Source organism: Archangium lipolyticum (assembly GCF_024623785.1).
Classification (GTDB): domain Bacteria; phylum Myxococcota; class Myxococcia; order Myxococcales; family Myxococcaceae; genus Archangium; species Archangium lipolyticum.
On the sequence record NZ_JANKBZ010000005.1, the window covers coordinates 105,313 to 128,596 of the forward strand.

Annotated in this window: 20 protein-coding genes; 10 read left to right on the forward strand and 10 right to left on the reverse strand. The window is 69.8% G+C overall.

Annotated elements, in window-relative coordinates:
* Nucleotides 1-3 precede the first annotated feature (3 nt).
* The 7 genes from NR810_RS13355 to NR810_RS13385 form a co-directional block, all read right to left on the reverse strand.
* A complete protein-coding gene (locus NR810_RS13355; RefSeq protein ID WP_257453240.1) occupies nucleotides 4-519 on the reverse strand; it encodes a YfbM family protein in 516 nt (171 codons plus the stop codon).
* Between the two features lie 46 nt (nucleotides 520-565).
* Entirely contained in the window at nucleotides 566-2,227 is a 1,662-nt protein-coding gene (locus NR810_RS13360; RefSeq protein WP_257452397.1) for an acyl-CoA mutase large subunit family protein, read from the reverse strand.
* A 21-nt stretch (nucleotides 2,228-2,248) separates the two neighbouring features.
* A complete protein-coding gene (locus NR810_RS52110) occupies nucleotides 2,249-2,758 on the reverse strand; it encodes a biotin/lipoyl-containing protein (protein ID WP_306818147.1) in 510 nt (169 codons plus the stop codon).
* 20 nt (nucleotides 2,759-2,778) lie between these two features.
* A complete protein-coding gene (gene accC / locus NR810_RS13370; protein WP_257452400.1) occupies nucleotides 2,779-4,290 on the reverse strand; it encodes an acetyl-CoA carboxylase biotin carboxylase subunit in 1,512 nt (503 codons plus the stop codon).
* A 114-nt stretch (nucleotides 4,291-4,404) separates the two neighbouring features.
* Entirely contained in the window at nucleotides 4,405-5,049 is a 645-nt protein-coding gene (locus tag NR810_RS13375; protein ID WP_257452403.1) for a hypothetical protein, read from the reverse strand.
* A gap of 112 nt (nucleotides 5,050-5,161) precedes the next feature.
* A complete protein-coding gene (locus NR810_RS13380; RefSeq protein ID WP_257452406.1) occupies nucleotides 5,162-6,724 on the reverse strand; it encodes an acyl-CoA carboxylase subunit beta in 1,563 nt (520 codons plus the stop codon).
* A gap of 145 nt (nucleotides 6,725-6,869) precedes the next feature.
* Nucleotides 6,870-8,282: a hypothetical protein gene (locus NR810_RS13385; RefSeq protein ID WP_257452409.1), complete on the reverse strand. Its 1,413-nt coding sequence runs from the start codon at nucleotides 8,280-8,282 to the stop codon at nucleotides 6,870-6,872.
* A gap of 150 nt (nucleotides 8,283-8,432) precedes the next feature.
* On the opposite strand from NR810_RS13385, the gene NR810_RS13390 reads away from it, so the two are divergent.
* Complete coding sequence (locus tag NR810_RS13390) at nucleotides 8,433-10,565, forward strand: M3 family metallopeptidase (RefSeq protein WP_257452411.1); 2,133 nt, start codon at nucleotides 8,433-8,435, stop codon at nucleotides 10,563-10,565.
* A 12-nt stretch (nucleotides 10,566-10,577) separates the two neighbouring features.
* On the opposite strand, the gene NR810_RS13395 is transcribed toward NR810_RS13390, so the two are convergent.
* Nucleotides 10,578-11,000 carry an STAS/SEC14 domain-containing protein gene (locus NR810_RS13395; protein WP_257452414.1) on the reverse strand — a complete coding sequence of 141 codons (423 nt, stop codon included), beginning with the start codon at nucleotides 10,998-11,000 and terminating at the stop codon, nucleotides 10,578-10,580.
* Between the two features lie 99 nt (nucleotides 11,001-11,099).
* Here NR810_RS13395 and NR810_RS13400 point away from each other — a divergent pair, with 99 nt between their 5' ends.
* On the forward strand, nucleotides 11,100-11,654 hold the full coding sequence (locus NR810_RS13400; protein ID WP_257452417.1) for a VUT family protein: 555 nt from the start codon (nucleotides 11,100-11,102) through the stop codon (nucleotides 11,652-11,654).
* A gap of 79 nt (nucleotides 11,655-11,733) precedes the next feature.
* A complete protein-coding gene (locus NR810_RS13405; RefSeq protein WP_257452420.1) occupies nucleotides 11,734-12,147 on the forward strand; it encodes a hypothetical protein in 414 nt (137 codons plus the stop codon).
* Nucleotides 12,148-12,154: 7 nt separating this feature from the next.
* Here NR810_RS13405 and NR810_RS13410 read toward each other — a convergent pair whose 3' ends face one another.
* A complete protein-coding gene (locus NR810_RS13410) occupies nucleotides 12,155-12,862 on the reverse strand; it encodes a hypothetical protein (protein ID WP_257452423.1) in 708 nt (235 codons plus the stop codon).
* Between the two features lie 268 nt (nucleotides 12,863-13,130).
* On the opposite strand from NR810_RS13410, the gene NR810_RS13415 reads away from it, so the two are divergent.
* The 7 genes from NR810_RS13415 to NR810_RS13445 all read left to right on the forward strand — a co-directional run bounded on the left by NR810_RS13415 (nucleotide 13,131) and on the right by NR810_RS13445 (nucleotide 22,098).
* A complete protein-coding gene (locus NR810_RS13415; protein WP_257452426.1) occupies nucleotides 13,131-13,622 on the forward strand; it encodes a hypothetical protein in 492 nt (163 codons plus the stop codon).
* Nucleotides 13,623-13,656: 34 nt separating this feature from the next.
* Nucleotides 13,657-14,829 carry an FAD-dependent monooxygenase gene (locus NR810_RS13420; protein WP_257452428.1) on the forward strand — a complete coding sequence of 391 codons (1,173 nt, stop codon included), beginning with the start codon at nucleotides 13,657-13,659 and terminating at the stop codon, nucleotides 14,827-14,829.
* Nucleotides 14,830-14,838: 9 nt separating this feature from the next.
* Complete coding sequence (locus NR810_RS13425; protein WP_306818148.1) at nucleotides 14,839-17,907, forward strand: aminotransferase class I/II-fold pyridoxal phosphate-dependent enzyme; 3,069 nt, start codon at nucleotides 14,839-14,841, stop codon at nucleotides 17,905-17,907.
* Nucleotides 17,908-18,069: 162 nt separating this feature from the next.
* On the forward strand, nucleotides 18,070-19,065 hold the full coding sequence (locus tag NR810_RS13430) for a class I SAM-dependent methyltransferase (RefSeq protein ID WP_257452432.1): 996 nt from the start codon (nucleotides 18,070-18,072) through the stop codon (nucleotides 19,063-19,065).
* A gap of 43 nt (nucleotides 19,066-19,108) precedes the next feature.
* On the forward strand, nucleotides 19,109-19,897 hold the full coding sequence (locus tag NR810_RS13435) for a hypothetical protein (protein WP_257452435.1): 789 nt from the start codon (nucleotides 19,109-19,111) through the stop codon (nucleotides 19,895-19,897).
* 5 nt (nucleotides 19,898-19,902) lie between these two features.
* On the forward strand, nucleotides 19,903-21,300 hold the full coding sequence (locus NR810_RS13440) for a WS/DGAT/MGAT family O-acyltransferase (protein WP_257452438.1): 1,398 nt from the start codon (nucleotides 19,903-19,905) through the stop codon (nucleotides 21,298-21,300).
* A 456-nt stretch (nucleotides 21,301-21,756) separates the two neighbouring features.
* Entirely contained in the window at nucleotides 21,757-22,098 is a 342-nt protein-coding gene (locus tag NR810_RS13445; RefSeq protein WP_257452440.1) for a hypothetical protein, read from the forward strand.
* A gap of 44 nt (nucleotides 22,099-22,142) precedes the next feature.
* Here the strand turns inward: NR810_RS13445 and rsgA are convergent, their stop codons facing one another.
* The gene (rsgA, locus tag NR810_RS13450) at nucleotides 22,143-23,198 is read right to left on the reverse strand and encodes a ribosome small subunit-dependent GTPase A (RefSeq protein WP_257452458.1); all 1,056 of its coding nucleotides are present in this window, start codon (nucleotides 23,196-23,198) and stop codon (nucleotides 22,143-22,145) included.
* Nucleotides 23,199-23,284 lie beyond the last annotated feature (86 nt).

A 23,284-nucleotide genomic window follows, 5' to 3' on the forward strand; every position in this document is an offset into this window, starting at 1 on the left:
CGCTCAGCCGATGAACACCAGCAGGCCGTGGCCGCGCTTCGCCACGGCGGCCGTGAACTTCTTCAGTTCATCGAAGTAGGAGGCCAGCTCCTCCTTCGGGTCCAGGTCCGGCGGAGGTTCTTCCCAGAAGCCCGGGTAGATGTCCTCTTCCTGCATCCGCGCCGGGTCGTAACGCTCCAGCAGCGTCTTCTCGGTGAGGGCTCCGAGGGACTTGGACAGCGCCTTCACCTCGTCCGCCGTGAAGACGCGCGCCGTACCCTCGTCCGAGGGGATGTCACCCACGTCCTCGCCGCCTCGCACCAGGAAGTCCAGCGGCGCCTTGCCCTCCCACGCCGTTCCCGTCAGCAGGTACTGCAGGCCGTGCCACGTCTCCCCGATGTCCAGGTCCAGGAACCGCGCGCCCTCGGCGTCACCGAAGTCCTCCTCGTCGTCGATGAACTCCTCGAGCGTGTCGGGGTGCTCCAGCAGCTTCTGGCGCTGGTTCTCCGTCAGGCTGCGCAGCGTGCAGAGCATTTCCATCAGGTAGACCCTCACCCCAGCCCTCTCCCAGAGGGAGAGGGGGTTCTCACAGCACCACGTGCTCTCGGTGCTCTCCGAAGACGTCTCGCATCGCGTCGGAAATCTCTCCCAGCGTCGCGTATGACTTCACCGCGTCCAGGATGAGCGGGATGAGGTTCTCCTCCGGGTTCCCCGCCGCCTTGCGCAATGCGTCCACCGTGCGCTGCGCCGCCCCGTTGTCCCGCTCGGCCCGCAGCTTCTTCATCCGCTCCAGCTGCGTGCGCTCCACCGCCTCGTCCACGCGCAGCAGCCCCGACGGTGGCGGCTCCTTCACCTGGAACTGGTTCACCCCCACCACCACCGTGCGCTTCTGCTCCACGTCCCGCTGCGCCTCGTAGGCCGCGTCCTGGATCTCCCCCTGCGGGTAGCCCTTCGCGATGGCCTCCACCATGCCGCCCATGTCGTCGATGCGGCGGATGTAGTCCTCGGCCTTGGCCTCCAACTCGTCCGTCAGCCGCTCCACCGCGAACGAGCCACCCATCGGATCGATGATGTCCGCCACGCCCGACTCGTAGGCGATGACCTGCTGCGTGCGCAGCGCCAGCCGCGCCGACTCCTCGGTGGGCAGCGCCAGCGCCTCGTCCCGGCTGTTGGTGTGCAGCGACTGGGCCCCGCCCATCACCGCCGCGAGCGCCTGCAGCGCCACGCGCACCACGTTGTTGTCCACCTGCTGCGCCGTCAGTGTGCTGCCCGCCGTCTGCGCGTGGAAGCGCAGCATCATCGAGCGCGGATCCTTCGCCTTGAAGCGCTCCTTCATGATGCGCGCCCACAACCGCCTCGCCGCGCGGAACTTGGCGATCTCCTCGAGGAAGTTGTTGTGGACGTTGAAGAAGAAGGACAGCCGGCCGGCGAACTCATCCACCTCCAGCCCCGCCTTCAGCGCCGCGTCCACGTAGGCGATGCCGTCCGCCAGCGTGAAGGCGATCTCCTGGGCCGCCGTGCTGCCGGCCTCGCGGATGTGGTAGCCGCTGATGGAGATGGGGTTCCACTTGGGCACCCGCTTCGCGCAGAAGGCGAAGAGGTTGGTGATGAGGCGCAGCGAGGGCTGCGGCGGGTAGATGTACGTCCCGCGCGCCATGTACTCCTTGAGGATGTCGTTCTGCACCGTGCCGGAGAGCTGCTCCAGCGCCACGCCGTTCTTCTCTCCCACCGCCGCGTAGAGGCACAGCAGGATGGGGGCCGTGGCGTTGATGGTCATCGAGGTGGACACCTGGTCCAGGGGAATCCCCTTGAGCAGCACCTCCATGTCCTGCAGCGAGGAGATGGAGACGCCCACCTTGCCCACCTCGCCGTGCGCGCGCGCGTGGTCCGCGTCCCGGCCCATCTGCGTGGGCAGGTCGAAGGCGACCGACAGACCCGTCTGCCCCGACTGGAGCAGGTAGTGGTAGCGCTTGTTGGCGTCCTCGGCCGTACCGAAGCCCGCGTACTGGCGCATCGTCCAGAAGCGGCCCCGGTACATGGTGGGCTGCACGCCACGGGTGAAGGGGTACTCGCCCGGGAAGCCCAGCTTCTCCCCATACTCCCCCGTCACGTCATCGGGGGTGTAGAGCGGCTCCATCGTGAGGCCGCTGGAGGTACGGAACTCCGGGTGGCGCTCACCGGCCTTTCCCTTGGCCTTCTCGTACGTCTTCTGCTTCCAGCGGGCCTTCTCTGCCTTCGTGTCTGCCATGGCGCTTCCTCGGTGTCGCGTCTACTCGACCACCACGAGCTTCGCGTTGATCTCCACAGCGGTGCCCTCCTTGGCGGGCAGCTCCACCACCTTGCCGGCCTTGGGGCTCTTCAGCTCGTTCTCCATCTTCATCGCCTCGACGACCACCAGCCCCTGGCCCTCCTTCACCTCGTCGCCGAGCTTCACCAGCACCTTCACCACCTTGCCGGGCATGGGCGCGGCGATGACCTGCTTGCCCTCCACCGAGAACGCCGCCGTGCCCGCGCGCAGGCGCAGCCGGCGCTCGTCCGCCACGTCGATGCGGGTCACCTGCCCCCGCACCAGCACCTGCACCTCGTCGCCCTGCTCGTCGAACTCGACACCGTAGGACGTGCCGTCCACCAGCATCGACACCGCGCCGTGGTCCAACGTCAGCGCGTCCACGAGGAACGTCTTCCCGCCGTGCGTGAGCTTGAAGCTGTTCTCTCCGGCCGGCTCGATGTCCACCGGCACCGCTTCCTTCTGTCCCTGCAGCTTCGCGAAGTAACGCATTGGTGTGGTCCCGTGTGGAGTTAGCGCCCGCGGCGGCTCGACAGCCGCCACGCGGAGATTCCGCCCTTGCCGCCTTGAGACGGCGCCTGGGTCAGGGTCTTCGCCCGCTTCTGGTCCCGCTGGTACGCGTACACCACGCTCGCCAGCAGCGCCGCCTCGGTCAGCTGCGGATCTTCCTTGCCCAGCAGCGTCTCGTGCTCGCGCGTGAGGAAGCTCGTGTCGTAGTCACCCTCGACGAACTCCGGGTGCGACAGGATTCCCTTCAGGTAGCGCACGTTGGTGGTGATGCCCTTCACCACGTACTCGCTCAGCGCACGCTTCGCCCGCTCGATGGCCTCTCGCCGCGTGGGGGCCCACACGGACAGCTTGGAGATCATCGGGTCATACGTGTTGGGCACCGTGTACCCGGGGAACACGCCCGAGTCGTCGCGCAGGTACGGGCCTCCCGGCACGCGCAGGTAGTTGATGCGGCCCGGGCTCGGCATGAAGTTGCGCGCGGGGTCTTCCGCGTAGATGCGCACCTCGATGGAGTGCCCGTTCGGCTTGGGCGCCTCGGTGTACGGGAGCTTCTCGCCCTCGGCGACCTTGATCTGCCAGGCCACCAGGTCCAACCCCGTCACCCACTCCGTCACCGGGTGCTCCACCTGGAGACGGGTGTTCATCTCCAGGAAGTAGAAGTTGCGGTGCACGTCCACGAGGAACTCCACCGTGCCCGCGCCCACGTAGCCCACGGCCTTGGCGGCCTTCACCGCCACCTCGCCCATCTTCGCCCGCAGCTCCGGGGTGAGGATGGGGCTGGGCGTCTCCTCCACCACCTTCTGGTGGCGGCGCTGCGCCGAGCACTCGCGCTCGTTGAGGTGGATGGTGTTGCCGTACTGGTCGGCGAACACCTGGATCTCCACGTGGTGCGGCTTCTCGAGGTACTTCTCGATGTAGACGGCGTCGTTGCCGAAGGCGTTCATCGCCTCGCTCTTGGCCGCGCGCCAGGAGGACTCGAAGTCCTCCATCCGCTCCACCTTGCGCATGCCCTTGCCGCCACCGCCGCCGGCCGCCTTGAGCATCACCGGCACGCCGATCTTCTCGGCGTAGGCGCGGGCCTCCTCGACGGTGGCGATGGGCTCGGCGGTGCCGGGCACCACGGGCACACCGGCCTTGATCATGTTCTGCCGGGCGCGCGTCTTCTCGCCCATGGCGTCCATGGCGCTGGCGGGCGGGCCGATGAAGGTGATGCCGGCCTTCTCGCACGCGCGCACGAAGGACGCGTTCTCCGACAGGAAGCCGTAGCCGGGGTGGATGGCGTCCGCGCCGGCCTTCTTGGCGGCCTCCAGAATCCGCTCCTGTACGAGATAGCTCTCGCGCGAGGGCGGGGGGCCCACCAGGAAGGCCTGGTCGGCGGTGCGGACGTGAAGGGCGGAGCGGTCCGCCTCGGAGTAGACCGCCACCGTGGAGATGCCGAGCTCCTTGCAGGTGCGCATCACCCGGACGGCGATCTCGCCGCGATTGGCGACGAGGATTTTGCGGATCTTGGGCATGGACGCTCCCTTTAGCACAGGGGAGCGCGTGCCCGGGCGAGCGCGATGGCGCCCGGTGCCGGGCGCTGGCCGCCGATACGTCGCGCTACTCGGAGCGTGTAGCTCCGGAAGTGGCTACTTGCGGCTGCTGAGGTACTGCTCCATCAGCCGGCGGGCCTCGCTCAGCTTGGCCTCGACGAAGCGGTCATCCTCGTCCGGCTCGGGCGGCGCGGGGGGCTGCTCCGCCGGGTGCCGGCCCTTGCCCTGGGCCTTGCCGCCCTTGGCGGGCGCGGGGGCATGGGGCTCGTCACCGCCGAAGTCCACCGCCGCGGCGAGCAGGTTGCGGGCCGTGGCACCGCCATCGAGCAGCCGGCCGAGCAGGGGAGCCTCCACGCCCAGCCAGCGGGCCGTTTGACGCACCACGTCAATGTACTCGCCCTCGAGGGAGCGCGAGGGGCGGCCGGGCTCGCTCAGGGAGGCGCGGCCATAGCTGCCGGCCTTGTCGGTGTAGAGGCCCACGGCCTGGTCGCGGAAGTCACGGGCCACGGAGCGGACGAGGGAGTCCAGGTGGTCCTCGGGGACGGCCTTGCCACCAGAGGGGGTCAACTTCAGCTCGGCCACCCGCCAGCCGGCATCGGCCAGGGCGGTGGCGGACTCGACCCAGCGGACCTCCGGCATGGGGACGTTGGCGGCCTCACAGGCGCGGGTGAGCGTCTGGCGCAGGGCGGTGAGGTTGCCTTCGATGTCGGCGAGGAAGAGGATGAGGCGGGGTTGAGACAAAAGGGGGCTCCTTATCTGGTGCGCTCCTTCAAAGCGTGAACGCCCCCCCTAAAATTTCCCCGGGGAGGCGTTCTGTCACTTCTCTGTCAGTAACCCCTGCCTGCTCGCCTGCTTACAGGGGGATGTTGCCGTGCTTGCGCGGCGGGTTCTCCTGGCGCTTGTTCTTGAGCATCTCCAGGGCGCGGATGACCTTGGCGCGGGTCTCCTCGGGGCGGATGACCTCGTCGATGTAGCCCAGCTCGGCCGCCTTGTAGGGGTTGGCGAACTTCTCGCGGTAGTCGTTCACCAGGCGGGTGCGCTCGGCGTTGGCGTCCTTCGCCTTGAGCAGCTCGTTGCGGAAGATGATGTTGACCGCGCCCTCGGGGCCCATGACCGCGATTTCCGCCGTGGGGTAGGCGTAGTTGATGTCCGCGCGGATGTGCTTGGAGGCCATGACGTCATAGGCGCCGCCGTAGGCCTTGCGGGTGATGAGGGTGATCTTCGGGACGGTGGCCTCGGCGAAGGCGTAGAGCAGCTTGGCGCCGTGGGTGATGATGCCGCCCCACTCCTGGTCCGTGCCGGGCAGGAAGCCGGGCACGTCCACGAGGGTGAGGAGCGGGATGTTGAAGCAGTCGCAGAAGCGCACGAAGCGCGCCGCCTTCACGCTCGCGTCGATGTCCAGCACGCCCGCCAGCACCGCCGGCTGGTTGGCCACGATGCCCACCGGCTTGCCGTTCATGCGGGCGAAGCCGATGACCATGTTCTTGGCGAAGTGCTCCTGCACCTCGAAGAAGTGCTTGTTGTCGACGACGGCGCGGATGATCTCCTTGATGTCGTAGGGCTTGTTCGGGTTGCTGGGGACGACCGTCTTGAGGCTCTCGTCGGCGCGGAACGGATCGTCCTCGCACGGCTGGACGGGCGGGTCCTCCTGGTTGTTGGAGGGCAGGAAGGAGAGCAGCTCGCGGGTGAGGAGGATGGCGTTCTGCTCGTTCTCCGCGGCGAAGTGCGCCACGCCGGACTTCTGGTTGTGCGCCAGCGCGCCGCCCAGGTCCTCCTTGCTCACCTCCTCGTGCGTCACCGTCTTGATGACGTCCGGGCCGGTGATGAACATGTAGGAGGTGTCCTTCACCATCATGATGAAGTCCGTGATGGCCGGCGAGTACACCGCGCCGCCCGCGCACGGGCCCATGATGAGGGAGATTTGCGGCACCACGCCCGAGGCGAGGGTGTTGCGCAGGAAGATGTCGGCGTAGCCGGCGAGGCTCTCGACGCCCTCCTGGATGCGCGCGCCGCCCGAGTCGTTCAGGCCGATGACGGGAGCGCCCACGCGCATGGCCATGTCCATGATCTTACAGATCTTCTGGGCATAGGCGCCGGAGAGCGAGCCGCCGAAGACGGTGAAGTCCTGGGCGAAGACGAAGATCTGACGGCCCTCGACGGTGCCGTAGCCGGTGACGACGCCGTCGCCGAGGATCTTCTTGTCACCCATGCCGAAGTCGTTGCTGCGGTGGGTGACGAACTTGTCCAGCTCGGTGAAGGAGCCGGGGTCGAGCAGCAGGTCGATGCGCTCGCGAGCGGTGAGCTTGCCGGCCTCGTGCTGCTTGGCGATGCGGTCAGCGCCACCGCCCAGCTCGGCCTGCTTCTCCATCTGCTGCAGCCGGGAGCGAAGAGGGTCCTTCTCGGAGGTTGCGTCCATGTGGCGCGCATCTAGCACGATTGGGCCCGTGCCGGGCACCTGGGGGTGCGGACTTCGAGAGGCCCGGGATGAAGATGGATGAGCCTCACTTACGGACGTCCGTTGGGGATGTGGGTGTATGTATGTGCTGCTTGCGGATGAGCCATCAAGGCGCGGCGGGCAGCTTCCAGGTGGAGGAGAAGCGGTGGGCACCGCCGGAGGTGCTGTCGAGCCAGCCGGAGATTCGTTCGCTATTGGCCAGCAGGGGCCCCAGCTCCAGCCCCACGGCGAAGAGGGTGGCGAGTTGCTGTTGGGAGACCACGTCCATCAGCGACACCTGGTTCAGCCCGCGCGACAGCCGCTTCGGGTCCACCGTGAAGTCCACTGCGTGCGGCAGCTTCGCGCCCTCCTGGGGCAGTCCCGTCATGAGCGACTGGGCCACCGCTTCGTCATTGCCCAGCACGAGGTGCCGGCCCTTCAGCCGGACGAAGACGGTGCCTCCCTGCACGTCCAGCGCATACCCATCCTCCAACGTCCTCGCGCCGGGGAACTTCGCCATCGGCGCGAGCGCGGTCCTCATCGCCGCGGCGTCCGTCACTTCGGCGGCGAGCGCCTGGCGCGGGGCGAAGAAGCGGCCCTCGGGCGTGCGCAGGTTGGGGCGGGATCTCACGCTGTCCACCACCACCACCACGTTGCCGGTGAGGCGCTCGGCCACCGCGCGTGCCACCGCCGAGACCTGGGCCGAAGGGCAGGCGGGGCACACCTGCTGGATGCTCGCGCGCACGCCGCCCACCGCCTGGGCCACCCCGGACGGTGCCACCCGTGCCCGGGACACGAGCATTCCCTCGGGCTTCATCGCGCCGTAGGGGCTCGTCCCCGCGGCCTGGAAGGGCGGCAGCGGAAGCTCCGTGGCGGTGCCCTCCAGCCGCAGCTCGGAGCCGCTGCCATCCACACCCACCACCATGCCGCGCTCGGGCATGAGCACGTAGGCGACCCCGGGCAACTGCGCGAGCCGCGCGTCCGCCTTGGGCGCCTTGCCCACCAGCCGCGAGGCCTCCTTCAACAGCACCTGGCCCTGCCCATCGTCGACGAAGCCCCCACCGGAGCTCGCGAAGGCACACGCCTCCTGGCCCTTGAGGGCATAGCCGGCTTGTCCACCGGACTCGCGCGGGACGCTCACCGAGGTGATGCCTCCGGAGGTGGTGGGCTTCACCTCCGCCTTGCTCCCCGCGGATTCCAGCATCGCGGCGGCTCTCTCCTGGAAGGCCTTGGGGTCCGTCAGGCGCGTGCAGGAGATGCGGCCGTTCCCACGCTGGGAGACGGTGAGGGGGCCGGTGGGGTCGATGCCCGCGCGGGTGAGGGTCTCTGGCTGGCTCGGGTCGAGCGAAAGGAAAGGGTGGAGCTCGGCGAACCAGACGACGGGCCGCATCAGGGCGGCGTTCTGTCCCGCCCGGTCCATGAAGGCGGTCACTCCCTGGAGCGCGTCCAGCCGGGGGATGTGGACGACGGTCCCCGAGGCGGTGGCGGCGCGGGGCGCGGGAGTGGCGGCGAGCGTGGCCGCGAGAACGAAGGAGAACATGGCCACTCGTGAGAGCAGCGCGCCCGGTGACCTGTCAAGGTGAAGTGCCGTGCCATGTCCGTTCCCGTGCGTGCACTCCCAGACGCCCCGCCCGGCCTGCCCCTCGCGATTGCTGCCAACCGCGAGCCCCTGCCCTAACGTCAGAAGGCAATGACCGCGCCTACATCTGACAATCCGCTGCTTCAGACCGAAGGTCTTCCGAAGTTCGACCGCATCCGCCCGGAGCATGTCGAGCCCGCCATCCGGGAGCTGCTCGCACGCCTGCACACCGACCTCGACGCGCTCGAGCGTGACGTACGCCCCACGTGGGAGCAGACGGTTGCCCGCCTGTCCGCCATCACCGAGCCCATCGGTCTGGCCTGGGGCGTGGTGAACCACCTCATGGGCGTGCAGAACAGCCCGGAGCTGCGTCAGGCCCACGCCGCCGTCGAGGGCGAGGTGGTCGAGGCCTTCATGCGCATCGGCCAGAGCGAGCCTCTCTACAAGGCGCTCAAGGCGCTGCGCGAGGGCCCGGACTGGAAGAAGCTCGACGACACCCAGCACCGCATCGTCGACGCCTCCATCCGTGACGCCGAGCTGTCCGGCGTGGGGCTACAGGGCGAGGCCCGTGCGCGCTTCCAGGAGATCGAGCGCGAGCTGGCCGAGCTGTCCACCCGCTTCGCCAACAACGTCATCGACGCCACCAAGGCCTGGTCCATGACGCTCACCAGGCCCGAGGAGGTGGAGGGCCTGCCGCCCAGCGCGCTCGCCGCCGCCGCCCAGGCGGCGAAGCAGGGACTGGCCGAGGGAGCCCCCGAGCCCACCCCCGAGAAGGGGCCCTGGCGCATCACCCTGGAGGCACCCAGCTACGTGCCCTTCCTCGAGCACTCGCGCCGGCCGGAGCTGCGCGAGAAGCTCTACCGGGCCTTCGTCACCCGCGCCTCCTCGGGAGACACGGACAACGGCCCGCTCATCGAGCGCGTCCTCACCCTGCGCCGCGAGAAGGCCCGCCTGCTCGGCCACGGCTCGTTCGCCGAGGTGAGCCTGGCGGCGAAGATGGCGCCCGGCGTCCAGGCCGTCGAGCAGCTGCTCGGCGAGCTGCGCAAGGCCGCCCGTGTTCGCGCCCGCGACGAGAACGCCGAGCTCACCGAGTACGCGCGCCGCAAGACGGGCAACACCTCGCTCGAGCTGAAGCTGTGGGACGTGCCCTTCTGGGCCGAGCGTCTGCGCGAGGAGCGCTACGCCTATACCGACGAGGAGCTCCGGCCGTACTTCGCGATGCCGCGCGTGCTGGAGGGCCTGTTCGACACGGCCAGGCGCCTCTTCGGCGTCACGGTGCGTGCCGCCGACGGTGAAGTTCCCGTGTGGGACCCCAGCGTCCGCTTCTTCCGCGTGGCGGACGAGTCGGGCAAGGACATCGCCGCCTTCTACCTGGACCCCTACAGCCGCCCGGCCACCAAGCGCGGTGGAGCGTGGATGAACGGCGCCGTCGACCGCAAGCGCAAGCCCGACGGGAGCCTGCGCCTGCCGGTGGCCTACCTCGTCTGCAATGCCACGCCTCCAGTGGGCAACAAGCCCGCGCTCCTCACCTTCCGCGAAGTGGAGACGCTCTTCCACGAGTTCGGCCATGGCCTGCAGCACATGCTCACCCGGGTGGACTACCCCGAGGCCGCCGGCATCAACAACGTGGAGTGGGACGCGGTGGAGCTGCCCAGCCAGTTCATGGAGAACTGGTGCTTCCACGAGGAGACGCTCTCCCGGCTCGCGCGCCACGTGGACACGGGCGAGCCGTTGCCCAAGGCCCTCCAGGAGAAGCTCCGCGCCGGGCGCATCTACCGTGCCGCCTCGCAGACGCTGCGGCAGGTGTACTTCGCCACGCTGGACCTGGAGCTGCACCACCGATACCCCGCGGGGGACGATGACGCGCCGAGCGTCCTCGACATGCAGACGCGCATCGCCGCGGACAACACGGTCCTCAAGCCGCTCCCGGAGGACCGCTTCCTGTGCAGCTTCACCCACATCTTCGCGGGCGGGTACGCCGCCGGCTACTACAGCTACAAGTGGGCCGAGGTCCTCTCCGCGGATGCCTTCTCCGCCTTCGAGGAGGCGGGGCTGTCCGATGCCCAGGCCGTCGCCAACACCGGGCGGCGCTTCCGGGACACGGTGCTCGCGCTCGGCGGTAGCCGCCACCCGCTCGAGGTCTTCCAGTCCTTCCGGGGCCGCGCTCCCAGCACCCACCCGCTGCTCAAGCAGACGGGATTGTTGGAGACGCAGGAGCTCGAGACGACGGCGCCGATGATGTAGCGCGCGCCGCCGTCAGGGCCCCTGGCTGGCCTGGGTGAGCCCCGCCTCCTGGAGGCGCTCGGCCGCCCAGGCCTCCGCTTCCTCCGGCCGGGCGAAGATGGCGACGGGGTTGGGCAGGGGCTTGAAGTACGTGATGGCGCTGAGCGCCAGCCGGATGACGGGCGAGGTGATGACGAGGGCGGAGCCGAGCACCTGCTCGCGCAAGCGCTGGTCGTACTGCTCGAACCATTCGACCTGGCGCCAGCGCTGCTCGATCGGCACCATCCCGACCCGGCTCAGGTCGATGTAGAGGAGGAGCTTCTCGGAGCGCAGCAGGTAGTCGGCGAAGGTACCGAGGAAGCTCTCGTACTCCGTCGCGGAAAGCACCCTCGGGAACCGGATGCGCAGCAGGGGCCAGCGCGAGTCGTCGAAGATGGGCGGGGCCGCGTTCTTCATAAAGAGGGGAGGGGCGCATTCTGACAGCGCCGGGGAAACGTGCTATGCCGCGCGCGCCCCGGATGCCAGGAACATCCGTTCGTCGTGGAGCAGAAGCACATGGAGCAGCGTCGAGTCGAGGGATTCATCTACCTGTTGGGCTTCTGTGCCTCGATTCCACTCTCCAACTGGATGATCGGCCACGTGGGGGTGGTGTGCCCGGACAACGGCCCCTGCCTGCTCCCCGTGGGCCCTGGCATCCTGGCCCCCAGCGGCGTCCTCATCGTCGGCATCGCCCTGGTGCTGCGTGACCTGGTGCAGCGCCGGCTGGGCAAGAACTGGACCCTGCTGGCCATCGCGGTGGGCGCGCTGCTGTCGGCGGTGCTCGCTCCGCCTCCGCTCGTCGTCGCCTCCGGGTGCGCCTTCGCCATCTCCGAGCTGGCCGACTTCGCCGTCTACACGCCGCTGCAACGGCGCGGGCTGGTGCTCGCCGTGTTCGTCAGCAGCCTCGTGGGCCTCGTCGTCGACAGCGTCCTCTTCCTCCAGCTCGCCTTTGGCGGTCTCGAATTTCTGATGGGGCAGGTGCTGGGAAAAGTGTGGATGGTGCTGCTGTCGCTGCCGCTGGTCGCCTGGCTCCGACGGAGAGACGAGCGGCTCGGCATCCAGCCGGCCTGAATCCGGCGGTGCACGCGCCTTGCATCGTCCTCGTTCCACGACCCGTATTCACGGGCGGAGAACGAAGAGGAGGGGCGATATGCCTCGTTGGAACATGTTCCTTGGCAGTGTGGCGCTCGGGCTGATGGCCTGTGGCGCGCCCGTGGTGGGCGACGCGGTCCTGAAGACGGACCGGGGCTTGTACGTGACCGGCTCGGAGCTGTCGCTGCGGCTGAGCAACGAGTCGCTTCAGCCACTCGGCTACAATCTCTGCTTCTCCACGCTGCAGCGTCACGTGGGAGAGGCCTGGGAGACGGTGCCGCTCATCGACAACGAGGTCTGCGCGGCCATCCAGAAGCGGCTGGGTCCGGGTGAGGAGTCCTCCGAGCGCCGCGTCCTCCGGGAGTCCCTGGCGGAGGGCGAGTACCGCTACCTCACGGACGTGGAGTGGGATGGGGAGCGGCAGGAGGTGACGTCCGCCCCCTTCCGCGTGGTGCGCCCGGGCACGCCCTGAGCCGCCCTCAGGAGGCGCTCTCGTCCGGGTAGCTCCGGCGGAAGTCCTCCTTCACCGCCGCCAGGGCGATGGAGCTCGCGGCCTGGCGGGCCTCGTCGGAGGAGGGCGCGGATCCGCTCGTGAAGCCCACCAGGACCGTGTCCAGCGCCCGCTCCAGGCGCTGGGTCCGGCGGATGCCCTGGGACTCCAACAGCCAGCCGAGGGCCTGGTGGGTGTAGCGGGACCAGCCCTCCTCGCAGCGGGTCGCCTCGACGGTGAAGTCGATGACCCGCCGCACCGCGTCCGACAGCACCGCCGCGCGGTCCGCCTCGTCCAGGGGCAGGGCCAGGGAGCGGAAGTACGTGTCGAGCGTGCACAGCCACGCATGGGCGGCGCCGAGCGCGGAGAGGATGCGCTGGATGTTGCTCTCCACGCCGACGTCGGGGGGCTCGCCCTGGTTGAAGAAGCCGTGACACCGGCAGTAGTCACCCAGCACTTCATTGCCGAGCGGGACGTGGGCCTCCGTGTACCAGGCCCCGGCGTGCTCGGCGAGCAGCTCGCCGACACCCTCGAGCAGGGCCGAGCGCGTCCGCTCGTCGAGGTGCTTCGCTCCCTGGGGGATGCGGGGGACCAGGTACTCGCGCAGCCGCGCCGCGAGCTGCGCGGGGTGGAAGTCATCCAGACTCTCGCGGATGGAAGTCCAGGTGCCGTCGTCCCGTTGCTTCTTCTTCCTCATGGTTCCTCCCTTCCGGAGCGGGTGACGGTCACGAGCTCAGGGCAGCGGGGTGGTGTCATGGTGCTCACCAAACGGGCTCCATGCACGCCAGTCGTGTTGTGGCGTCACGCATCCACCATGTGTCTTCCCGTTCTCCCGGAGCACGCTGGAAAACCAATGCCTCTCCAAGCGCATCTTTCCAAGATTGCCGTGCTCTGACCGGCGCCGACGTTTGTCTCGCACGTGTCGCTCTATTCCGGGTCGCTCCCATGGGTACAATCCTGGAGTCATGCCCGCTCCATCCAATCCAGAACTCGAGGCGTTCACCCGGCCGCTGATGACGCGAGCGGCGGTGGGCAGCCTCAAGTTGCCGCCGGTGGCGACCTGGCTGGTGCGGGTGAGGCACCCCGAGCACGGTGATGAGCTCAACGGCAGGGCGCTCTGCGATGAGATCCGCCAGGCGTTGAAGCACCAGCCGGGCACCTTCTGCTTCTTCTACGACGGCATGGGGATGGTGAACGCGAGGATCGGCTACGCGAACGTGTTCAAGGAGCTGGATCGCGAGCTGTCGGACCGGGTGACGGAGGTGGTGTGCGCCATCCCCGGTCCCATCCCCCGGATGATGGCCTATACGGTCGCGACGTTGTCGAGGAGCTCCTGGACCATCTTCCGCACGCTCGCGGAAGCCGAGACGCACCTGCGGATGCGCGGCTATATCGGCCCCGACCTCACCCAGCCCCTCGAGGGCGGCGTGAATGTCCGGGTGTTGCGCCGCGCCTGAGCTATCGTGGGGCTCCGAAGTTCCTGGGGGGCCCATGGAATCACACGGAGTCGTCATCGTTGGCGGAGGTATTGGCGGGCTGTGCGCCGCCATCGCGCTCCGCCAGGCTGGATTGGATGTCGCGGTGTACGAGCGGGCCGGGGTCTGGCGGCACGCCGGGGCCGGGTTGTCGCTCTGGCCCAATGCGATGCGGGCGCTCGATGCGCTGGGACTGGCGCGAGAGGTGGGCGCCCTGGGCGCTCCCTGGCGGGAGACGGTGATCCACCGCTGGGATGGCAAGGTGCTCTCCCGCCTCCCCGTCGAGGTGCTGTGCCGCGAGCTGGGACAGCCGACCCTGGTGCTGCACCGCGCGGAGCTCATGCGGGTGCTGCTGAAGGCGCTCGGGCCGGAGGGGGTGCGCCTGGGCGCCGCCTGCACGGGCTTCCTCCGCGAGGACGACGGCGTGCGGATCGACTTCGCCGATGGCGGGCAGGTGCGTGGCCAGTGCCTCATCGGCGCGGATGGATTGCACTCGGCCGTGCGTCAGCAGCTGTTCCCGGACGTGCGAGTCCGGTACGGCGGCCGGACGTCCTGGCGCGGCATCGTGGACGTCACCTCCACCCCGGTGCCCGAAGGGGAGCAGTTCGAGATCTACGGTCCGGGAGCGCGCTTCGGCATCTGTCACATCGGCCCGGGGGCGTCGGGCTCGAAGCGGATGTATTGGTTCCTGCTGGCGGCCGCTCCCGAGGGAGGCAAGGACCCCGAGGGAGGGCACAAGGAGGCGGTGCTGAGCCGCGTCCGCGGATGGATGGCGCCCGTGGAGTCCCTGGTCCACGCCACGCCCGAGGCGGAGATCCTCCGCACGGACATCCACTACCTGGCGCCGCTGCCGAGCTGGGGTGAGGGGCCGGTCTCGCTGCTGGGAGACGCGGCGCACGCGATGGTCACCGACATGGCCCAGGGTGCGTGCCAGGCCATCGAGGACGCGCTGGTGCTGGCGAAGCGGCTGCGCAAGGACACCGACAAGGTCCGAGCGCTGCGGGCCTACGAGGCGAGACGTCAACCCCGCACGGCCTACGTGGCCGGGCTGAGCCTTCGCGTGGGGTCCACCCGGTACCTGCGCAACCCGCTGGGGCGTTGGGCGAGGGATCTGCTGATGCGGACCCTTCCGCCCGCTGTCGCACTGAACCAGCTCCGGCCCGTGGTGGCTCACGACTTCATGAGTTAGGAGCCATCCATGGCCACCTACCCCGCGTCGCCCCGGGAAGCGTTCCAGCAGCTGCGCACCCTGTCCGAGCAGCTCGCGGTGCCCGAGAGCCGCCCGCGTGCCCTCGCGGAGCTGCGGGAGCTGGCCGGGCTCGCCCGGGACAAGCCCGAGGGCGCGCCCCTGCGGCTCGGCTCGGTGGTGGTGGCGGTGGGCTCCTCCCAGGAGCGGCTGGAGTTGCTGCTGCTGCCCTCCATCTTCTCGCCCGAGGCCTGGGCCCACACCTTCCTGGAGGGACTGTTGAAGGTCCCCCTCGATGAGTACGCCGGCAAGCGGCTGGTGGAGGTGGGCGCGGGCTCGGGGTGGGTGTGCATCGCGCTGGCCCGCTTCACCCGGCTGGCGCACATCCTCGGGGTGGACCTCAATCCCCACTCGGCGCCCGTGGCGTGGTGCAACGCCTGGCTCAACGGGGACGAGGCGCTGGTGTCGCGGCTCTCCTTCGGGGAGAGCGACCTGCTGCGCCAGGTGGCCGGGCCGGAGCCGTGGGACTTCGTGGTGGGCTGCATTCCGCAGGTGCTGCGCGGCGAGGGGTTGCCGGCGGAGGTATCCCAGGCCGACGAGCAGGCCCTGTACGACCTGTCCAACTACTGCGCCATCCAGAACGTTTACGAGGACCACTTCGGGCTGGGGCTCATCGCGCGGCTGCTGGACGAGGTGCCCGAGCGCCTGGCGCCGGACGGGCGGCTGCTGCTCAACCTCGCGGGGCGGCCCGGGCGGGCCATCATCGAGCGCATGTTCACCCGGCGCGGCTTCACCACCCGGGTGCGCGTGGCGCGGCGGGTGATGCAGGCGGCGGACACGGACATCCGCCCCCTGGTGGCGCTGGAGCAGCGCACGCAGCGCGAGTTCGAATTCTTCATGGAGGCGCACAGCCCCGAGCCCCTGCGCGCCGCCACCGCGCTCGGGTGGCTGGCCGCGGGTCATCCCATCTGGCACGAGGTGGCGGTATGGGAGGCGAGGCTCGCCCTGCCGCGCGAGACGCTCGCGTTGCGCGCCGCCCTGCGCGCCCTGGGCCTGCCCCGGTTGCAGGAGGCGCTGGACCTGGCGGCCTCCCCGCCCGAGCAGCTCGGCTTCGTGGCCGGGCTGGCTGAGCGTCTGGCCCGCTCGCCCTTCCTTCCGTACGCGCACGAGTCCGGGGACCTCAGCCTGCGCCAGCTCGTGGCGCGCTACCTGGGACGCTTCTTCGAGCTGCGGCTCGCGGAGGAGGAACTCTTCGTGGCGCCCGAGCGCGAGCAGGCGGTGTACTCGCTGCTGCTGGCCACCTGCGACGAGGGCGACGGAGTGCTCGTGTCGCACAACCTGCACGGCGTGTACGCGCCGGTGCTGGCCAAGGCGGGCGTGCACGTCACCGTCACGCACAACACGCTGGGGGAGATCCGCCGGCTGTTGGGGGCGTTCGACGTGAAGGTGGTGCTGCTGTCGGTGGAGCCCGGGGAGCGCGCCAACATGGCGGAGCTGCGGGACATCCTCGCCGAGGCGGAGCGGCGGGGCATCCTGGTGGTGCTCGACGAGAGCCCCTTCTTCAACATCACCGCCGAGGTGGAGCCGCGCACGCTCTTCGAGTTCCTGGCCCGCGAGCCGCACACCTCGCACCTGGTGGTGCTGTACGGGCTCATCAAGAACGCCGTCTTCCCGGACTGGGAGCTGACGCTGCTGCTGCCGGTGCCGGAGCGCCTGCGAGAGGACCTGGAGGTGGCGGCGGAGGTGACGTACTCGCGCATCAGCACGCTGGTGCAGTGGTTCTACGAGCGCACCTTCGCGGAGCTGCTCACCTTCCGCATCGCCTTCGCGGAGCCGCGGCCCCCGCCCGCGCGCCCGGTGCCGGAGGTGCCCCTGCCGCGCTCCAAGCGCATCGCCCGGCTGGCGGGCTTCCCGGCCTTCGCGCCCAAGGTGTTCCGCGTCGACGACCCGGAGCTCATCCGCCTGGACTACGGGGAGAACGAGTACCCCCTGCCGCAACCGTTGATGGAGGGGCTGGTGGCGGCGTGCGCGGCGCCGCGCGACTCGGGGACGCAGCACGGGTTGGCGGAGTCGGTGGCGGCCTTCCTGCTGGAGACGCGGGGCGTGCGCTACACGCCCGAGGAGATATTGCTCGCGCCCGGGGTGTGGCCGCTGGTGCACCACCTGGGCGTGGCGCTGCGGCGGATGTTGGGACGTGCTCCGCGCGTGTTCGTGGCCACCCCCTGCTACGGCGTGTTGCCACCCGCGTGGGTGGCCGCCGGGGCCGAGGTGGACCTGGCGCCCCTGTCCGCCCTTCAGGCGCGGCGGGGGCCGGGCGCTCCGGACGTGGTGGTCATCTCGCAGCCCTCCAACCCCGCCGGGTACTACCTGTCCCACGAGGAGCTGGTGGGCCTGGCCGCGTACGTGGTGGAGCAGCGCTGCCTGCTCGTCTCGGATGAAATCTTCGGGTTGGTGAACCTCTCCAACCCGACGGCGGAGACGGTGCACGGCCCGGTGGGACTGGAGGCGACGGTGCCGGGCATCGGCGCGCGGACGGTGGTGCTCGGGGGCCTGTCCAAGGAGTTCGCGGCGGGTGGCCTGCGCGTGGGGTGGATGGCGACACGGGACCGGGCGCTGGCGGCGGCGGTGCGGGAGAGCGCGCCGGGCGTGTTGCACCTGGCCACGGCGCGGGCGGCTTCGCGTCTCTACGCGGCCTATGCGCGCAGCCCGGAGGGGAAGCTGCTCTACCCGGAGCGGCACCGGGCCCTGCGCGAGTTCCTCGCGCGCATGCGGAGGGATCTCGCGGAGAAGCGGGAGCTCATCGCCGAGGCTCTGCCCGAGGACGGAAGGGCCGAGACGGTGGAGGCCGGAGGCCTCTTCCTGGCGCCGAGGGTGACCTCCTGGCTGGGACGCGAGGTGGACGGGGAGCGGCTCACCGTGGAGAACCTGCCCGCGGTGGTGTACGCGCGCACGCACGTGGTGCTGAACGGAGGGGACTGGTGTGGAGACCCGGCGCGGATGCGCGTGGTCTTCTCCATTCCCCGCGAGACGTTGCTGAAGGCACGGGAGCGGTTGCTGGCCTTCGCGGCCGACCTGCGCTGAAAGCCTGTCGCGGCGCGTCAGTGTTCATCCCCGAAAACTCCCCGCGTCCGTGATGTGACGGCGGGGCCGCCCACCCTTCCCGGCTCCGTGCATTCCAGGTATCCCGGGGTTCCGGTCTGATAGGGACCGGGAATCCGGCGCCACGCGCCGTGGGGGGATGTCATGGCGAACCTGAGGAATCTGCCTCGTCAGGCTTTGGGGGATCTGCAATTCAAGCTGCGCCACCTGCCCCTGGTGGGGACGCTGCGAAACATGCTCGTGAGCGCGCCACCGGAGCTGTCGAGCCCGGTGCCCCGGGACTCGGGCCTGGTGGATGCGGAGCGGGTGGAGACGTACCGGCGCGCCATCGAGCGCTACGTGAAGCCGGGCCACGTGGTGGTGGACGTGGGCACGGGCAATGGCCTGCGGGCCTTCCTCGCGGCGAAGCACGGTCCCCGGAAGCTGTACGCGGTGGATGCCTCGCGCAATCTGGACACGGCCCGCTGGGTGGCCCGCCGCAACGGGCTCTCGGACATCGAGTTCGTGCGCGTGGACAGCTCGCGCTTCCAGCCCCCGGAGAAGGCGGACGTCCTGCTGCATGACCAGGTGGGGGACGCGCTCTTCGACACGGGGCTGGTGCCCCGGCTGTTGAACCTGCGCGACCGGGTGCTGGCGCGCGGCGGCCGCATCCTGCCCAACCGCTTCGAGGTCTTCTTCGAGCCGGTGCAGCTGCGCGAGGAGGCGCGCCTGCCCTTCATCTGGAACCAGCGTCTGCCCAGCGTGGACTTCAGCTGCCTGCAGGTGCTGCGGGACACGATGGACCCCGCGTACTTCACCCGCTTCATCCGGCCCCAGGACGTGGAGCGGTTGCTGTGCGACCCCGAGCCCGCCTTCGCCCTCGACCTGGAGACGCTGCGGGCCGGCGCGCTGCCGCAGCGCCTGCGCCTGTCCCGGCCGGTGGTGCGCGAGGGCCGCATGGACGGCCTGTGCCTCTTCTACCGGTCCCGCTTCGACTCGGAGCTGTCCTTCGACACCTTCCCCGAGCGCCAGCGGGCTTGTACTCCAGTGCTACTGCTGCGGACGGATCCGCGGGACTTTGCCCGCTACGAGACGGTTCACGTGGAACTGTCGTTGCCGGAGCTGCCGGACATCACCACATGGCGGTGGAGCTTCCAGTGAGGGTAACCACCTGCGTGTCTCCAGCTTCGTTCCGCTCCTCCTGTTGCTGAGCCTGCCCGCCGGGGCGCAGTCCCCCGCGGGCCAACCGGCCGCCAGCAAGCCGCGCACCCTGGCCGGCCGCTGCGGCTCGGCCAACTGGGTCTGCGTGTCCCGCTGCATCGACGTGACGTGCGTGGACCGCTGCCTGGCCAAGGGGTGCGAGGAGGCGCTGAAGTCGCTCGGGGACTGCGCCGCGAAGTCCGGCTGCGGTGCGGATGATTCGGCCTGCGTGGCCCGTACCTGCGGGCCGCAGTGCGGACGCACCTTCGAGCCCGCGCCGCCCAGCCCCGAGAAGGAGACCACGGACCCGTGCGCGGATGCCTCGATGGGCTCTGGAAAGGTGCCCGAGGAGGTGGTGGGCCGTTGGACCCTGGAGGCGGCGAGCCTGCGGCCCAACGAAAGGGCCCGCGTCGTCGGTGGCGAGGGCACGGAGGACGCGAAGCCACGGCCGGATTACGAGCGCTGGCTGGAGGTGACGCCCCAGGGCTGCTTCGTCCTGAGCACGAAGCTGGAGGACGCCACGCTGGGCAAGGGCAACGAGCTGCAGGTCCGCTCCTGGGGCGCCTTCCAGGTGGACGAGAAGAAGGACACGGTGGACCTGAAGACGAAGTCCGGACAGGCGGTGGGGACGGTGTGCGGCAAGCCGCGCGTCATCGGTCTGTCGAAAGAGCGCTTCGAGCCGGGCCGTCCCTACAAATACGATGTGGAGGGGGACACGCTCACGCTCACGGCGCAGACGCCCTCCAAGCAGACGTTCCAGTTCCGCCGGCAGAAGCCGGAAGAGACGAAGTAGGAAGAATGTCCGAGCGGATGACGCACGTGGACGCGGCGTGGCTCCAGATGGAGGAGCCCACGAGCCTGATGGTCATCACGGCGGTGCTCTGGTTCGATGAGCCCGTGGACCCGGAGCGGCTGGCGGAGGTGGTGCGCGAGCGGCTGGTGGAGCGCTACCCGCGCTTCCGGCAGCGCGTGGTGACGGGCGGGGTGCTGGGGGCGCCCCGCTGGGAGGAGGACCCGGGCTTCCGGTTGGAGGCGCACCTGCGGCACACGGAGCTGCCAGCGCCCGGAGACCGCGCCGGGCTGGAAGCGCTGGTGGGCGCGTCCATGAGCACGCCCCTGGATTTCTCGCGACCGCTCTGGGAGCTGCACCTCATCCAGGGATACGAGGCGGGGGGCGCGCTGCTGATGCGCGTGCACCACTGCATCTCGGACGGCATCTCGCTGGCGAGGGTGCTGCTGTCGCTGACGGATGATGGCGCGGGGGGTGGCCGGGCGTCCGTGGGCATCGAGGAGGAGGCGGAGACGCCAGGGGCGCTGGCGCGCCTGCTGCGGGGCGCGCGCACGGTGGTGGGCTCGACACGGTCGGCGTGGAAGCGGGGCTCGGAGCTGCTGGCCGAGCCCATCCAGCTCATGGACCTGGCGGTGGAGGGCGCGCGAGGGGCCTCGGCGCTGAGCAGACTGCTGACGCTGACACAGGACCCACCGTCTCCCCTCAAGGGCCAGCTCGGAACGGAGAAGCGGGTGGCCTGGTCGCGGCCGGTTCCGGTGGGGAGGATGAGGGAGATCGGCCACGGCACCGGGAGCACGGTGAACGACGTGGTGATGGCGGTGGTGGCGGGCACGCTGCGCCGCTACGTGGAGTCGCGCGGGCAATCGCCGGAGGACCTGCGGGCGGTGGTGCCGGTGAACCTGCGGCCGTTGAACGAGCCCATTCCTCGTGAGCTGGGCAACCGGTTCGGCGTGGTGTTCCTGCCCCTGCCGCTCGGGGTGGAGGATCCGGTGGAGCGGCTCTGGGAGCTGAAGCGGCGGATGGACGGGCTGAAGCGCTCGCCGGAAGCGGCGGTGATGTTCGGGATGCTGACGGCGGCGGGGATGGCGCCGGCGCCGGTGGAGCGGGCGGCGGTGGAGGTGATGCGGAAGAAGGCCTCGCTGGTGATGACGAACGTGCCGGGGCCCAGGCGGCCGGTGTACCTGGCGGGGGCGAGGCTGGCGGGCGTGATGTTCTGGGTGCCCATGGCCGCGCGGCTGGGCGTGGGCCTGAGCATCTTCAGCTACGCGGGCCATGTGACGCTGGGCGTGGCGGCGGACGCGGGCCTGGTGCCCGAGCCGCGGGAGCTCATCGCGGACTTCGAGGAGGAGCTCGACTCCCTGGCCGAGGCGGTGAGAGCGGTGGGACATTCCCGTTCCCTTCATTGAGCCCTCTTCTCCCGAGAGGGCGAGCGGAGGAAACACCTCGCTCACAAACGCCGGTCTTCGCGTCTTTCCTTATGGAAGACCCTCCTGATGAAGGCCGATGGTCATGCAATCCCAGCAAGACAGAGCTGATGCGGGTCGTCGCTACGGATGGATGTTCGACGACCTGTTCGGTGTCGTAGGCGGCGCGAGAGGGATGTTCCTCGCGCTCGCCTGCTCCGGCATCGCCCAGGCCCACCACCGTTGCCGTTGAGCTCACGGCCGGGTGGCTGGCAGCTCTCCCTCGTCTCCCATTCCCATTTCGGGGCAGTGCCCGGCTGATTTCAGCCCAGGGCTCACGTTCCTGATCTGCTCTCCCCTCGGGGTGGAGCATGGGCATCGGTACGTGTGCGTGGACCTGGGGCGGTGCGGAGACGCACCCACGACCTCCCCCCACTTCTTCTACGCACGGAGGGTGTCATGCCCTATGTCCATGCTCAGCTCATCAAGGCCCTCGCGTCCCGCTGGGTGAGAACCTCCGCGGTGGCACTGCTGGTCGCCGGCTCGCTCGTCGTCAACGCGGCGCCTCCCGAGCGCTTCCAGACGGCGGTCATCGGTGGCTCGACCGGTTTCTCACTCCTGTTCGCCTGGCTGTTCTTCCACAGGGGGATTCCCCAGCTTCCGTGCAAGCAGCGGGGTCCGTTCATCCTCGTGGTGCTGGTGATGCTCTCCCTGCTGCTGGTCGTCCAGGCGCGGGCCGTCCTGTCCCTGGCGACCGAGGCGTTCCGGAGTCAGACGCTGTACGCCCGGAGCGAGCCATGACAGGACACTGTCGGAAGGTGAGCGCCTCCATCACGAGGCGGCGTTCACCTTCCACGCTTCTTCTGGGCTTCAGTGGAAGAGCGCGGGGGGCGCTTCGTCTGCGCGTCACGCTGGCGCTCCTGGCGGCTCACCTCCTGGGAGAGCTTGTGGAAGCTCTCCAGGCGCTCCGGGGCGAGCCTTCCGTCACGCACGGCCTCCCGGACGGCGCAGCCGGGCTCCTTCTCGTGGCGGCAGTCGCTGAAGCGGCACCCGGCCGCCAGCTCCTCGATGTCCACGAAGGTGGTGCGCACGCCCTCCTCGCTCTCCATCAGCCCGAGCTCGCGCATGCCCGGCGTGTCGATGACGAGGCCTCCCTGGGGCAGCAGGAACAGCTCGCGGTGGGTGGTGGTGTGCCGGCCCTTGTCGTCCTCGCGCACCTCGGCCACCACCTGGCGTGTGGAGCCCAGCAGACGGTTGATGAGCGTGGACTTGCCCACGCCGGACGAGCCGATGAGCGCCACCGTCCGGTTGCCGCCGATGTACCGCCAGAGCACGTCCAACCCCTCACCGGTGACGCTGCTGACGACGTGCAGGGGCACGTCCGGGGCCAGGGTGGCGATGTTCTCGCGCGCCGCGGCCACGTCCTCGCAGAGGTCCGCCTTGGTGAGGACCAGCACGGGCGCGGCCCCGCTGTCCCCGGCGAGCGCCAGGTAGCGCTCGAGCCGCCGCGGATTGAGGTCGCGCGTCAGCGCCGAGACGATGAAGACCACGTCCACGTTGGCCGCCACCACCTGCTCCTCGTCGGTCCGGCCAGCGGCCTTGCGAGCGAGCTGGGTGCGCCGGGGAAGCACGGCCTGGATGATGGAGGTGCCCTCCTGGAGGCGGGGCTCGAAGGCCACCCAGTCCCCGACGACCGGGCGCACGGACTCCCCCTTGCGGATGGCCATGCGGAGCCGGCCGGGCACGGTGGCGCGCAGGTCCCCCCGCGCCGAGAACAGCACGTACTCCACCCCATAGTCGGCGCCGATGCGCGCCGGCTCCTCGCCCTCGATCGCCCGGGAGCGCCAGGCCTCCTGGTAGGAGGGTCCCCAGCCGAGCTTCTCCAAGACCTGCTCATCCATGCTCATTCGGTGCCCAGACTATGCCCATCCCGGTGGGGTTGGGGTAGGGCGCGCTCATGTCAGGTGCGATTGGACGCGGCGTCCGT